Source organism: Mycobacterium sp. 3519A, from assembly GCF_900240945.1.
Lineage (GTDB): Bacteria > Actinomycetota > Actinomycetes > Mycobacteriales > Mycobacteriaceae > Mycobacterium.
In genome coordinates, this window is sequence record NZ_OESG01000012.1 from 115474 (window position 1) to 129527 (window position 14054).

The window sequence follows — 14054 nt, forward strand, 5'->3', positions numbered from 1 at the left end:
ATGGAGGTATCGGCGACGCTGCTGCTCGAGCTCGGCGTCATCCTCACCGCGCTCACCATCCTGGGCTCCGTCGCTCGCCGATACGCCTTATCGCCCATTCCGCTGTATCTGGCGGCCGGCCTCGCGCTCGGGGAGGGCGGCATCGCGCCCATCCCGGCGGCCACCGGATTCGTCAACACCGGGGCAACCATCGGGGTCGTCCTGCTGCTGCTCACCCTCGGTCTGGAGTTCACGATCGGGGAGTTCGCCAGCAGTCTGCGCCGTCACATGTCGTCGGCGTGGGTGGACGTCGTGCTCAACGCGGCGCCGGGCGCGATCGCGGGCTGGTTGCTGGGCCTGGGCGGGGTAGGCATCCTGGCGCTGGCGGGTGTCACCTACATCTCGTCGTCAGGAGTGATCGCGCGGCTGCTGTCCGACCTGCGCCGGCTGGGCAACAGGGAGACCCCGGCAGTGTTGTCGGTGCTGGTGCTCGAGGACTTCGCGATGGCCGCCTATCTGCCGCTGCTGGCGGTGTTGGCCGCGGGCGGCACGTGGCTGGAGGCCCTGTTCGGGATGGCGATCGCCGTCGCGGTGCTGGCCGTGGCCTTCGTGGCGTCGTATCGCTGGGGCCATCACGTGGGCCGGATCGTGGCGCATCCGGACAACGAGCAGTTGCTGCTGCGCATCCTCGGTCTGACGTTGATCGTCGCGGCGCTGGCCGAATTCGTGCACGCCTCCGCGGCGGTCGGGGCGTTTCTCGTCGGCCTGACGCTGACCGGCGAATCGGCGCATCGGGCGCGTAGGGTGCTCAGCCCGCTGCGCGACCTGTTCGCGGCGGTCTTCTTCCTGTCGATCGGCATTTCGGTCGATCCGGCACGACTGCTGCCGATGCTGCCCGCCGCCATCGTGCTGGCGATCGTCACGGCGGGCACCAAGGTGTTGACGGGTCAGTTCGCCGCCCGTCGCGACGGTGTGGGCAGGCCGGGCCAGTTGCGCGCGGGCACAGCGCTGATCGCCCGCGGCGAATTCTCGTTGGTCATCATCGGCCTGGTGGGCACCACGTACGAGGCGGTCGAAGCGGTGGCGACGCCGTACGTGTTCATTCTGGCCATGGTCGGGCCGGTGGCGGCCCGGTTCACCGGCGGATCTCCACCACGATCCGCACGGAGCCCGTAGTCTCCGCGATGTGGAGACGGTCTTTGATGCCCCGGTCGATGCGGGACTGGTCGAACATGCCCTTGCGGCAACCTCGTTCGGTTCGATGTGGCTTGACATTCCGCGACCTCAGTACCCGCGGGCCACCGGGTCGGTGATCTGCGACCTGCTCGTGGTCGGCGGCGGTTACGCCGGACTGTGGACCGCATTGCATGCCGCGCAGCGGTATCCGGACCGTCGAATCGTGCTGATCGAGGCAAATCGGATCGGGTGGGCGGCGTCCGGTCGCAACGGCGGCTTCGTCGACGCCAGCCTGACTCACGGCCTGGAGAACGGAAAGACACGCTGGCCCAACGAGATTGACACGCTGGAGGCGATGGGCCGGGAGAACCTCGACGGCATGCAGGCCGATATCGAGTCGCTCGGACTGGACGCCGAGTGGCAACGCACCGGCATGCTGACGGTGGCAACGGAACCGCACCAGGTGGACTGGCTCACCGACGCGGCCGCCGCGGGTGGGGGGCAGTTCCTCGATTTGCGTGAGGTCCGCGACGAGGTGCATTCCCCGACGTACCTGGCCGGGCTGTACGACCCGGACAGCTGTGCGATCGTGCACCCGGCCAAACTCGCGTTCGAACTCGCCCGCGCATGCGCGGACGCGGGGGTGGTCGTCTACGAGCACACCAACGCGACGCATCTGGATTCGGCGGGCGTCGCGCTGCACATTCAGGCCGGCGACGCCACCATCACCTGCCGCAACGCGGTACTGGCCACCAATGTCTTTCCCAGCCTGCTGCGCCGCAACCGGCTGCGCACGGTGCCCGTCTACGACTACGTGCTGGCCACCGAACCACTCAGCGACGCGCAGCTGGACCGCATCGGCTGGCGGCGCAGGCAGGGAATCGGCGACTCCGCCAACCAATTTCACTACTACCGGCTGACCATGGACAACCGGATCGTGTGGGGCGGCTACGACGCCGTCTACCATTTCGGCCGCAAGGCCGACGATCGCTACGAGGATCGGACCGACACGTATCGACGCCTCGCCGCGCACTTCTTCATCACCTTTCCCGCGCTAGCGGATGTCCGGTTCACCCACCGGTGGGCGGGCGCGATCGACACCAACACCCGGTTCTGCGCGCACTGGGGGCTGGCGCGCGACGGCCGGGTGGCCTACGTCAACGGGTTCACCGGCCTCGGCGTCGGCGCGGCACGGTTCGCCGCCGATGTGTGTCTTGATCTCCTCGACGGCGCCCCGACGAAGCGCACCGAATTGGAGATGGTGCGCAAGCGGCCTTTGCCGTTTCCGCCGGAACCCCTGGCCAGCATCGGAATCCAGGCGACACGCTGGTCGCTGGATCGGGCCGACCACTCGGCGGGCCGACGGAACCTCCTGCTGCGCACCCTGGATGCGTTGGGTCTCGGGTTCGATTCCTGACTCGAATTCCCCACGGCGACAGCCGTGATCCGTAAGCTCAGCCGCATGACTGACAGGCTGATGAACGGCGAGAAACTCGAACGCGGGCAATCGTTGACGTCGAGCAACGGGGCGTACACCTTGACGCTGCAGGACGACGGAAACCTGGTGCTGGCCGCGCGCGGCCAGGCGGTGTGGGCGACGGGCACCAATGGGCAGGACGCCCAGCGCCTGGAAGTGCAAAAGGACGGCAACTGCGTCCTGTACACCTCGGACAAACCGATCTGGCACACGGATACCAAGGGCGCCAAGGACGTTCGTCTGCTGTTGCAGGACGACCGCAACCTGGTGCTGTACGGATTCGACGGCCCGGCCTGGGCGTCGAATACCCAGACCGACGAAGAACCGGCGGCTGCGCCGCCTCCGCCGCCCCCGCCTGCCGCTGAGGCCCCGGAGCCGGAGGTCGCTCCTGCCGCTGTCGAGGAACCCGCCCCGGCACACACCGTGGTCTCCGGCGACACGCTGTGGGCCATCTCCGAGCGCTTCTACGGCGACGGCAGCAAGTATCAGGTGATCGCCGACGCAAGTGGCGTATCGAACCCGGACCTGATCCATCCGGGTCAGGTGCTGACCATCCCTTAGCCAGGTCGCGGTGATGGCCCGGACCGAAAGGTCCGGGCCATCACCGTTTTACGGATATCAATTGTGTAACGTCGCAGCGTCGTACTCCGATGACCAATTGCGATGCCGTTATCGCAGCTCACCGGTACGCTTGACACCCTTGACACATGAAGATCGGAGGCGACAGTGCGCCTACCAGGTTCGCGATTGCTGACCGCGGCGGCCGCGATCTTCACGGTCAGTCTCGGTGTCGCACCGGCGCACGCGACGCCCGGTGTGCTGGTGTTCCCCGGTATGGAGGTGCGCCAAGGCACCAACGTCTGCACGCTGGGATTCGTCGATCCGCAGATGCGGGTGGCGTTCACCGCGGGCCACTGCAGGGGCAGCGGGCAAGTGACCGACCGCGACGGCAACGTGATCGGCAGCCAAGCGGGGTTCCGCGACAACACGCCGAACGGCGCCACTGTCGACACCAACCATCAAATCGCCGACTGGGAAGCGATCAGCCTCACCTCCGACGTCGCAGTCAACAACATCCTTCCTGGCGGACGTGCCTTGGTCTCCGACCCGGGCGTCGCGCCCGTGCCGGGGCTGCCGGTCTGCCATTTCGGTGTGGTCACGGGGGAGAGCTGCGGAACCATCGAGGCGGTGAACAACGGCTGGTTCACGATGGCCAACGGTGTGGTGAGCCAGAAGGGCGACTCCGGCGGGCCGGTGTACCACCTCACCCCTGACGGCCGGGCGGTGATCGTCGGCATGTTCAACAGCACCTGGGGTCAGTACCCGGCCGCGGTGTCGTGGCAGGACGCCAGCCAGCAGGCGCGCGAAGACGTCATCTCCGCCGCCGCGGGTAGTGCACCGCCGGTGCCCTAACGCAGCAGCTCGAACACCGGGATATCCGGTGCGGCAGCGCGGATTTCGTCGTCGGACGACTGCGGGGTCAGCCCGCCGATGTGACCTTTCACCTCCCAGTACCACCGGTCGAGGTAGCGCTTCAGCAGCGGCGGCTTGGCGTCGTCGGCGACCTCCGCGATGGCCACCTCGCGACTACGCCACCGCGGACCCATCTCCACCTCGCCTGCGGCCCGCGCATTGCGTGCCCATTGGGTGTTGCCGCGCGGGGACACCACGAAGTCGCGACCGTCGACGGTCAACAGGTTGATCACCACGCTGCGGCGCTTACCCGTCTTGCGGCCCCGGACCCGCAGCGCGCGGGTGCCCGCGATGCTGATGCCGGCCTCGGCCAACCAGCGGATCACCGCGTTTCCGGTGCGGGCGGCGAGGTTCGGTTCGTCATAACGAACAGTCATCTGAAATCCCTTCGAAGTGAGAGCGGTGCTCTCTATTCAGGTTGGCACGTGGTGGGCCGAAATTCAAGAGCAGTGATCTCGTTTTGTGTCACACTGACCACGTGGGTAAGCGGCAGGAGTCACGCGAGAGGATCGAAGCGCAGATCATCGACCTGGGCAGGCGCCGTCTGGTGACCGAGGGCGCGGCCGGGTTGTCGTTGCGGGCCATCGCCCGCGACCTGGGCATGGTGTCGTCGGCGGTGTATCGCTATGTGGCGAACCGGGACGAACTGCTCACGCTGTTGCTCGTCGACGCCTACTCGGAGTTGGCCGACGCGGTCGACGAGGCCGCAGCGTCCTCCCGTGACTCATGGCGTAACCGGCTGATGGCCATGATGCGCGCGGCCAGGGCGTGGGCGGTGGATCAGCCGGCCCGCTGGGCGCTGCTGTACGGCAGCCCGGTGCCCGGCTACCACGCACCACGCGAGCGCACCGTCGGACCGGGCACCCGGGTGGTCGGCGCGCTGTTCGAAGCGGTGGCCGAAGGGGTCGCTGCCGGCGACATTCCGCAGACCAATACCGTTGTCGCACAACCGTTGTCATCGGATTTCGACCGGCTCCGAGAGGAGTTCGACTTCGTCGGCGACGACTTGGCGGTGGGGAAATGCTTCCTGCTCTGGGCCGGCCTGGTCGGCGCGATCAGCCTCGAGGTGTTCGGTCAGTACGGCGCTGACACGCTGACCGATCCCGAAGCGGTGTTCGACACTCAGGTACGGCTGCTGGTCGGCGCCCTGACCGATCTATGATTCAGCCTTGACTTATATAAGTGGCGGCTTTTAGATTGGGGTGGTGCACGCGTTCGACGTCCTCGGGGACCCGGTTCGCAGGCGGATACTGGAACTGCTCGCCGAGGGTGAGATGTCCGCGGGCGAGATCGGCGCCACCATCCAGAACGAGTTCGCGATCAGCCAACCTGCGGTGTCGCAGCATCTGAAAGTGCTCCGCGACAACGGTTTTGCGTCGGTGCGGCCAGATGGGCAGCGGCGGCTGTACGCGGTGGACGGCAGGGGGTTGCGCGATGTCGACGACTGGCTCGACGGCTTCCGCCGGTTCTGGACGCCGCATCTGAACGCGCTGAGCACGGAGATCGCCAGAGGCAAACGACGAAGGAAGGCCACATGATCGAGATCGACGTCGACCATCAGATCACCGCGGTGAGGAGAAACCTCGGCAGTCGCGCGATCGACGCCGGGCAGGCACACGTCGTCACCGTCAGCCAGGCCTACGACACCGACCCCGAGGACCTGTGGGATGCGGTCACCAACATCGAGCGCATTCCGAGGTGGTTTCTGCCGATCAGCGGCGACCTCACGGTCGGCGGCAGCTATCAACTCGAGGGCCACGCGGGAGGGACGATCCTGACGTGCGACCCGCCGAAGAACTTCACGGCCACCTGGGAGTTCGGCGGCAACATCAGTTGGATCGACGTCAGCGTCGCTGCCGACGGCCCCGACCGCGCCCGGTTGAACCTCGAACACATCATGCCGGTCGCCGACGACGAGATCTGGCGTCAGTTCGGGCCCGGCGCGGTCGGTATGGGATGGGATTCCATGCTGCTCGGATTGGCCCTGCACGCGGCGACGGGCGCGGACGTCGACCCTTCGGTCGGCCAGCAGTGGCTGGCGACCGACGAAGGACGCCGCTTCCTGACGTTGTCGTCGGAAGAGTGGTACGCCGCAAGCGTCGCGTTCGGCGTGGAGGCATCGACGGCGCGCGCGATGGCCGACCGGTGTCTGGCGGCCTACCTCGGTGAGGAACAAAACTAGAACACGTTCTAGCCAGCGCGTCACCGCGGCGATATTCTCTAGGCGATGCCCGCCCAGACACCTGTCCAGATCGCGTGGGTCAGCCGTGACCTCGACGCCACCGAAGCGGCGCTGACCACCCTGCTTGGCGTCAGGAAATGGATCCGGATGCCCGGCGTCCACTTCGCCCCCGACTCTTGTACGTACCGCGGGCAGCCCGCAGACTTCGTCGCCGACATCTCGCTGTCCTACGCCGGTGACACCCAACTGGAACTGATCGCGCCGGTACAGGGCGACAGCATCTACACCGAGTTTCTGGCGGCGGCAGGGCCGGGACTTCATCACGTCTGCATCGAAGTCGACGACGTCGAGCAGGCGCTCGCCGACCGTGACGCCGAGGTGGTGCAGCGCGGCGTGATGCCGGGCGGCATGGAATTCGCGTACGTATCGGCCGCCGACGCCGGCGTGCCCTACCTCGAGATCGCCCGCATCTCGCCCGAGATCCGGGCGTTCTTCGACTACATCAAGCAGGAGCAGAAGTGAGTACGGACATTCCGGGAACCGTTGCGGCCGCCGAGGTGTCGTCGTGGTCCGACGAGGTCGACGTGGTGGTGATCGGATTCGGCATCTCCGGTGGGTGCGCGGCCGTCAGCGCCGCGGCGGAGGGCGCGCGAGTGCTGGTGCTCGAGAAGGCAGCCGCCGCGGGGGGCACCAGCGCCATGGCCGGCGGCCACTTCTATCTGGGCGGCGGGACGGCGGTGCAGGAGGCGACAGGGCATCCGGACAGCGCCGACGAGATGTACAAGTATCTGGTCGCGGTGTCGCGCGAACCCGAGCACGACAAGATCCGCGAGTACTGCGACGGCAGCGTCGAACACTTCAACTGGTTGGAGGACTTGGGTTTTCAGTTCAAACGCAGCTTCTATCCCGGCAAGATCGTGGTGCCGCCTGGCACCGAGGGCCTGTCCTACACCGGCAACGAGAAGGTGTGGCCGTTCATCGAGCAGGCCAAGCCGGCCCCGCGCGGCCACTCGGTGCCGGTTCCGGGTGAACTCGGTGGCGCGGCCATGGTCATCGACCTCTTGGTCAAGCGCGCCGCCGAGCTCGGCGTCGAAATCCGTTACGAGACAGGGGCAACTAACCTGATCGTCGACGGCGACACGGTGGTCGGTGTCAACTGGAAACATTTCACCGAGACCGGCGCGATCAAGGCCAAGGCGGTCATCATCGCCGCAGGCGGTTTCGCGATGAACCCCGAGATGGTCGCCGAGCACACGCCCGAACTGGGCCGCAAGCGGCGCACCAAACACCACGGTGAAGTCGAGCCGTACATCCTCGGCAACCCCAACGACGACGGCCTCGGCATCCGGTTGGGTGTCTCGGCGGGCGGCGTCGCCAAGAATCTCGACCAGATGTTCATCACCGCCGCCGCGTATCCGCCGGAGATCCTGTTGACCGGCGTCATCGTCAACAACCAGGGCCGGCGTTTCGTCGCCGAGGACTCCTACCACTCCCGCACGTCGGCCTTCGTGCTCGAGCAACCCGATCAGGTGGCGTACCTGATCGTCGACGAGGCGCATACGGAAATGCCTGCGATGCCGCTGATCCGGTTCATCGACGGCTGGGAGACCGTCGAGGAGATGGAGACAGCACTCGGAATACCCGCAGGCAATCTGGTGGCGACGCTGAACCGGTACAACGAGAACGCGGCGCGCGGCGAGGACCCGGATTTTCACAAGCAGCCGAATTACCTTGCGGCGCAGGACAACGGGCCGTGGGCGGCGTTCGACCTGTCGTTGGGCCGGGCGATGTACTCGGGTTTCACGATGGGCGGGCTGGCCGTCTCGATCGACGGCGAGGTGCTGCGTGACGACGGCTCCGCCGTCGCCGGGTTGTACGCCGTTGGCGCATGCGCGTCCAATATCGCGCAGGACGGCAAGGGCTACTCCAGCGGAACGCAGTTGGGCGAGGGGTCGTTCTTCGGCCGCCGGGCCGGCGCCCGTGCGTCGCGCCGCTAGACGGGGCCCAACCGCCACTGCCCGCCGCCGAGCAACTCCAGGCGCCGGTCGTGGTGCTGTTCGACGGCGGGCCGGTGGCTGACGCTGACCACGATGCAGTCGGGCAACGTGGTGCGCAGGGCGCGATACAACGCGAACTCCTGGCCCTCGTCCAGCGCTGAGGTCGCCTCGTCGAGGAACACCACCTTCGGCTTGGTGAGCAGCACCCGCGCGAACGCGATGCGCTGCTGCTCACCGGGCGAGAGCACCTTGGCCCAGTCGGCCACCTCGTCGAGCCGGCCGGACAGATGCCCGAGCGTCACGGTGTCGAGCGCGGATTGGATTGCGGCGTCGTCGAATTCGTTCACGTCGGCCGGATAGCAGATCACCGAACGCAGATCCCCGAGCGGCATGTACGGCAGCTGCGACAGGAACATGGTGGCCTGCTCGGGGCGCCGCACCGTCCCCGAGGTGAACGGCCACAGTTGGGCGAGGCTGCGCAGCAGTGTGGTTTTGCCGGTGCCCGAGCCTCCGGTGATCACCAACGACTCGCCGGAGTCGAGCCTGACGGCCAGCGGGTCGACCAGTCGCACGCCGTCGGGTCTGCGGACCTCGACGCCGTCGAGTTCGAGCGAGCCGTCGCCACTGGGCAGCGCCGTCAACGTCGGTAGCTCCCTTGCCTTTTCGTTGGCCGTCACCAGGCCGTCGAGGCGGATGATCACCGCGCGGTAGTTCGCGAACGAGTCGTAGACGGCGCGGAAGAACGCCAGTGAATCGTGTACCGAGACGAATGCGCTCGACGATTGGGTGACGTCACCGAGTTGGATTTCGCCTGCGAACAGTCGCGGCGCCTGCACCACTGTCGGCAGCGGGCTGACGATCTGGTTCATCGACCGGTTCCAGCCGAGGAAGACCAGGGTGCGGCGGACGAAGGCACGGTAGTTGGCGATGACGGCGGCGAATCTGGTCATCAGTTGGCCGCGTTCGGCGTTCTCGCCGCCGTACAGCCCGATGGCCTCCGCCGCGTCGCGCAGCCGCACGAGCGCGTACCGGAATGCGGCGTTGGTCATTTCGTTGCGGAACGACAACCGGATCAGCGGCCTGCCGATCCAGAACGCGACGATCGTCGTGAAGAACACGTACACCAGCGCCATCCAGAACAGCGCCTTGGGCACCGTCACGCCGAAGACCGTCAGCGGGCCCGCCAAACCCCACAGGATCGGCGTGAACGACACCACGTTCACGATCGCGAAAACCGTGCCGAACACCAGCGTCTGCGACGATCCGACGGTCGGCGAGTTGGTGCCCTCACCGGTGCCGGTGGTGAACGCGTCGATGTCCTGCTGGATACGTTGGTCGGGGTTGTCGATCGGAGCGTCGACGAATCGGCCGCGGTAATACGCGTCGCCGCTCAGCCAGTCGCCGGTGAGCCGGTGTGTGAGCCAGACGCGCCACCGGATGATGAAGCGCTGCATCAGGTACACGTCGAGCAGATTGCGGACGATGTCACCGACGGCCAAGCCGACGTAGAGCACCATGGCGGCCCAAAACCCTTTGATAGCAGCGTCTTTCGCTGACCCTTCACCGTCGAAGGCGGCCTGCAGCGCCGAGAACTGGTCGTTGGACTGATAACTGAACAGCACGCCGAGGCGTACGTCGATCAACACCGACGCCAGCAGTGCGCCGAGGTACAGCCACACCGGCAGGCTCTGCCTGCCCGTGAAGTAGCCGCCGGTGACCCGCCAGAACTGTCGACCCCAAGAGGTGAACCGCGCCAGCAGCGCCAGCACCGCGACCGTGCACACCGCGGCGATCGCCCAGGCTCTCGCGACCCACAGCAGGGAGGTGACCAGCTCGTCGCCCCAATTCAGGGACGGCGTGAACGTATCCATGCCGGGAAATTACCCGGGCACGGGCTACACGGGGACGGGCTCGTCGCCTTCCACCCGCCCGAGTCGCCATTCACCGTCGCCGAGCAGTTCGAGTTCGTGGGTGTGGTGCTGCCCGACGGTGGAGCGGTGGCTGACGCTGACCAGGATCGTGTCCGGCAGCTCACTGCGCACCAACTGGTAGCAGGTGTACTCGAGGCCTTCGTCCAACGCCGACGTGGCTTCGTCGAGGAAGACGGCCTTCGGTTTGGTCAGCAGGACCCTGGCGAACGCGATGCGTTGCTGCTCACCGGGGGAGAGCACCTTGGCCCAGTCGAGCACCTCGTCGAGGCGGTTGACGAGGTGCGGGAGCGCGACCTTCTGCAACGTGTGCTGCAGCGTGCGGTCGTCGATCTCGCCCTCTTCGCTCGGATACGAGATCACGGCGCGCAGATTGCCGAGCGGCACATACGGCATCTGGGACAGGAACATCGTCTCGTTGGGCCCGCACGGCCGGGTCAGCGTGCCCGAGCAGAACGGCCACAACTCGGCGAGACTGCGCAGCAGCGTGGTCTTTCCGCTGCCGGACGGGCCGGTGATCATCAGTGTGTCGCCGATCTCCAGGCGCATGTCGATCGGCTTGACCAGTTGCTTGCCGTCGGGGGTGCGCACCTCGACGTCCTTGAGTTCGACGGTGCCGTCCCTGCACGGCGTGGTGACGACCTCGGGCAGGGCCCTGCCTTCTTCGTTGGCGACGACGAGTCCGTGCAGACGGATGATCGCGGCCCGGTACCCGGCGAACTGGTCGTAGGCGTTACGGAAGAACGACAACCCGTCCTGGATGCTGCCGAACGCCGACGCCGACTGCGACATCGCACCGAGTTTGATCTCGCCCGCCAGGAATCGGGGGAACTGCAGCAGATACGGCGCGACCACGATGATCTGGCTCATCGACAGGTTCCAGCCGTAGAACCCCATCATCCGGTTCACGTAGCGCTTGTAGTTGCTGACCACCGGCGCGAACAGTCGCCGCAGCCCGGTGCGCTCGGCGATCTCGCCGCGGTAGAACGCCACCGCCTCGGAGGCGTCACGAAGCCGCACCAGCGCGTAGCGGAACGCGGCGTTGAACTTCTCGTTGTTGAAGGACAGCCAGATGATCGGCCGACCAATCCAGAACGCGATGACGCTGGCGAACAGCACATAGACGAGCCCGATCCAGAACAAGGCCCTCGGGATCTCGGTGCCGATGATCGGCAGGGTCAGCGAACCGGACAGGTTCCACAGGATGGCGGTGAACGAGATCATCGACGTGATCGACGAGATCGCGCCGAACAACAGCGTGGCCGCCGAGGTGTTGTTGGGCGTGTTGGGCAGCGGGCCGACGCCTGCGGTGAAGATGTCGATGTCGGTCTGGATGCGCTGATCCGGGTTGTCGATGGTGTCGTCGATGAACCGGGCGCGGTAGTAGGCCTTGCCGTCCAGCCAGTCGTCGGTCAGCCGGTCGGTCAGCCAGGCGCGCCAGCGCAGCATGAACCGCTGCATAAGGAACAGGTCCAACATCACGCGGGCGACGTGGATGGTGGCCAGGACCGCGAACACGAGCATGGACAACCAGAAGCCGTCTTTGCCGGACGCTTTCACGGCCTCGTCGCCGTTGCCGAGGCCCGCGGCTATTGCCTGGAAGCTGCTCATCATGTCGTTGCCCTGGAAAGACAGCAGCACGTCGATGCGCACACCTGCGACCACCGACAACAGCAGGCCGCCCAGCCACACCCAGACGAGGACGCTGTCCGGGCCTTTGAAGTAGGCCCCGGTGATGCGCCAGAACTGCGTGCCCCACGAGGTGAACCGATGGATCAGCACGAGGATGACCATCGTGGCCACCGCGGCGATCGCCCACGCCTTGGCGATCCACCACAGCGATGTCAACAGTTCGTTTCCCCAATCGAGCGTGGGGATGAACATGTCTGGGTTCATTCCGGCAAGGTACCTCGCAGATCTGCCGCTGGCGTGCTTGAGGGTCTAACGCCTGCTCGGAAGCGCGTCAAGGCGCCACTCGCCGTCGCCGACCAATTCCAGGTGACGGCCGTGGAACCGCCCGACGGTATTGCGATGGCTCACGCTGACCAAAATTGCGTCGGGAAACTCCGTTCGGATCAGGTCGTAGAGCATCAGTTCGAGGCCCTCGTCCATCGCCGAGGTGGACTCGTCGAGGAACACCGCTGTTGGTTTGGCCAGCAGCAGGCGGGCGAACGCGATCCGCTGCTGCTCGCCGACCGACAGCACCTTGGCCCAATCCCTGACCTCGTTCAGCCGGATGGCCAGATGCGACAACGCGACCTTGACCAGAGCCTGCTGGGCCTCGCGGTCGCGCACCGCGCCAGCCTCCGACGGGTAGGACACGACCGCGCGCAGGTCGCCGAGCGGAATGTAGGGCAGCTGCGGCACGAACAGCACCTTGTCGCGGTCGGCGGGCAGGCGCACGCTGCCCGAGACGAACGGCCACAGCCCGGCGAGGCTCTGCAGCAACACCGTCTTGCCGATGCCGGAGGGGCCGCTGATCAACAGCGCGTCCCCTGGCTGCAGCGTCAGATCGAGAGGGCGGATCAGCGGATCGCCGCCAGGGGTGCGGACCGCGAAACCGGTCACCTCGAGGGATCCCTCGGCGGACGTGGCCGACGAAACCTGGGCGAAGCGGCGGGCGACGGCGTTCTCGTCGGCCAGGCCGTCCAGCCGGATGATCGCCGCCCGGTAGCTCGCGAACGAGTCGTAGGCGTCGCGGAAGAACGACAGCGAGTTGTGGATGGTGTGAAAGGCGGTGGCGGACTGGAAGATGTCGCCGAGTGAGATCTGGCCCGCGAAGAGCCGCGGCGCCTGGACGATGAACGGCAGCGGGTCGATGGCCTGGCTCATGGACAGGTTCCAGCCGGTGAAGACGACCATCCGGTTGCGCCAGTGGCCGTAGTTGGTCATCACCGCCGACAGTCGGCCGGTGAGCACGGAGCGCTCGGCGTTCTCCCCGCGGTAAAGGCCGACGGCGGCGCTGGCATCGCGCAACCGGACCAGCGCGTAGCGAAAGCCGGCGTTGAGCAGTTCGTTCATGAAGCTCAAGCGGATCAGCGGCCTGCCGATCACGAACGCCACCACGGTGCCCGCGAGCACGTAGACGAGGACAACCCAGAACAGCGCCCGCGGCAGCGTCACCGTGCCGAGCGTCAGCGGCCCTGACAGCCGCCAGAGGATGGCGCCGAAGGAGAACACGGACACCACCGCCTCGACCGCGCCGAACAGCAGCAGGTGGTCCGAGGTGTTGGCCGGGTTGTTCGGCTCACCACCGACGCCTGCGGTGAAGATGTCGATGTCCTGCTGGATGCGTTGGTCGGGGTTGTCGATCGGCGCACCGGTGAACTGGCCTCGGAAGTAGGCGTAGTCGCCGAGCCAGTCGTCAATGTAGCGGCGGCTCAACCAGATTCGCCATCGCATGATGAACGTCTGGGTCAGGTAGAGGTCGCCGAGCGTACGCGCGACGTAGCAGACGGCGAGCACCGCGAAAACCAGGATGGTCATCCAAAAACCGTGGATGCCAGTGCTTCTGGCGGTACCAGGCTGAAAGGTGAGTTGCAGCGCGGAGAACAGGTCGTTGGCGTAGTAGCTCAGCAGCACGTTGATCCGCACGACCAGGATGGCCGAGGCCAACAGCAACCCGAGCATCGCCCACACCGGTGCGCTCTGCCTGCCTTTGAAGTAGTCGCCGCTGATGCGCCAGAACTGCCTGCCCCACTCGGTGCTCCGCCCGATCGCGACCAACACGACGAGCAACGCGCACGCGGTGATCGCCCACACCTGCAGCACCCACAGCGTCGAGTTGACGAATTCACGGCTCCAGTCGATCGACGGCTGGAAGGTGTTCATCGTCCCGACAC

Annotated in this window: 13 protein-coding genes; 9 read left to right on the forward strand and 4 right to left on the reverse strand. The window is 66.5% G+C overall.

What is annotated here, in order from left to right:
- The 4 genes from C1A30_RS02685 (at position 1) to C1A30_RS02700 (ending at position 4045) form a co-directional block, all read left to right on the forward strand.
- Positions 1–1155, forward strand: coding sequence for a cation:proton antiporter (locus C1A30_RS02685; protein WP_101946741.1), 1155 nt, complete (start codon positions 1–3; stop codon positions 1153–1155).
- A 10-nt stretch (positions 1156–1165) separates the two neighbouring features.
- Complete coding sequence (locus C1A30_RS02690; RefSeq protein ID WP_101946742.1) at positions 1166–2572, forward strand: FAD-binding oxidoreductase; 1407 nt, start codon at positions 1166–1168, stop codon at positions 2570–2572.
- A gap of 45 nt (positions 2573–2617) precedes the next feature.
- Positions 2618–3193, forward strand: coding sequence for a LysM peptidoglycan-binding domain-containing protein (locus C1A30_RS02695; protein WP_101947587.1), 576 nt, complete (start codon positions 2618–2620; stop codon positions 3191–3193).
- 186 nt (positions 3194–3379) lie between these two features.
- On the forward strand, positions 3380–4045 hold the full coding sequence (locus C1A30_RS02700) for a hypothetical protein (RefSeq protein ID WP_101946743.1): 666 nt from the start codon (positions 3380–3382) through the stop codon (positions 4043–4045).
- Here the strand turns inward: C1A30_RS02700 and C1A30_RS02705 are convergent.
- Entirely contained in the window at positions 4042–4482 is a 441-nt protein-coding gene (locus C1A30_RS02705) for a nitroreductase/quinone reductase family protein (protein WP_101946744.1), read from the reverse strand. The genes C1A30_RS02700 and C1A30_RS02705 overlap by 4 nt on opposite strands.
- Positions 4483–4583: 101 nt before the next feature.
- Here C1A30_RS02705 and C1A30_RS02710 point away from each other — a divergent pair, with 101 nt between their 5' ends.
- From C1A30_RS02710 to C1A30_RS02730, 5 genes are read left to right on the forward strand one after another with little or no spacing between them, the layout of a single operon-like run.
- Positions 4584–5267: a TetR/AcrR family transcriptional regulator gene (locus tag C1A30_RS02710; protein ID WP_101946745.1), complete on the forward strand. Its 684-nt coding sequence runs from the start codon at positions 4584–4586 to the stop codon at positions 5265–5267.
- A 43-nt stretch (positions 5268–5310) separates the two neighbouring features.
- Positions 5311–5643 (forward strand): helix-turn-helix transcriptional regulator, encoded by a 333-nt coding sequence (locus C1A30_RS02715; RefSeq protein ID WP_101947588.1) that lies wholly within the window; start codon positions 5311–5313, stop codon positions 5641–5643.
- Entirely contained in the window at positions 5640–6287 is a 648-nt protein-coding gene (locus C1A30_RS02720) for an SRPBCC family protein (RefSeq protein ID WP_101946746.1), read from the forward strand. Before C1A30_RS02715 ends, C1A30_RS02720 begins: the two co-directional genes overlap by 4 nt.
- A gap of 45 nt (positions 6288–6332) precedes the next feature.
- Positions 6333–6809: a VOC family protein gene (locus tag C1A30_RS02725; RefSeq protein WP_101946747.1), complete on the forward strand. Its 477-nt coding sequence runs from the start codon at positions 6333–6335 to the stop codon at positions 6807–6809.
- Entirely contained in the window at positions 6806–8284 is a 1479-nt protein-coding gene (locus tag C1A30_RS02730; protein ID WP_101946748.1) for an FAD-binding protein, read from the forward strand. The genes C1A30_RS02725 and C1A30_RS02730 overlap by 4 nt, the downstream gene beginning before the upstream one ends.
- Here C1A30_RS02730 and C1A30_RS02735 read toward each other — a convergent pair.
- The 3 genes from C1A30_RS02735 to C1A30_RS02745 are packed head-to-tail and all read right to left on the reverse strand — an operon-like array spanning position 8281 to position 14043.
- Positions 8281–10155: an ABC transporter ATP-binding protein/permease gene (locus C1A30_RS02735; protein ID WP_101946749.1), complete on the reverse strand. Its 1875-nt coding sequence runs from the start codon at positions 10153–10155 to the stop codon at positions 8281–8283. The two genes, C1A30_RS02730 and C1A30_RS02735, sit on opposite strands and share 4 nt — an antisense overlap.
- A 24-nt stretch (positions 10156–10179) precedes the next feature.
- A complete protein-coding gene (locus C1A30_RS02740) occupies positions 10180–12108 on the reverse strand; it encodes an ABC transporter ATP-binding protein/permease (RefSeq protein ID WP_200828140.1) in 1929 nt (642 codons plus the stop codon).
- 45 nt (positions 12109–12153) lie between these two features.
- Complete coding sequence (locus C1A30_RS02745) at positions 12154–14043, reverse strand: ABC transporter ATP-binding protein/permease (protein WP_101946750.1); 1890 nt, start codon at positions 14041–14043, stop codon at positions 12154–12156.
- Positions 14044–14054: the final 11 nt, after the last annotated feature.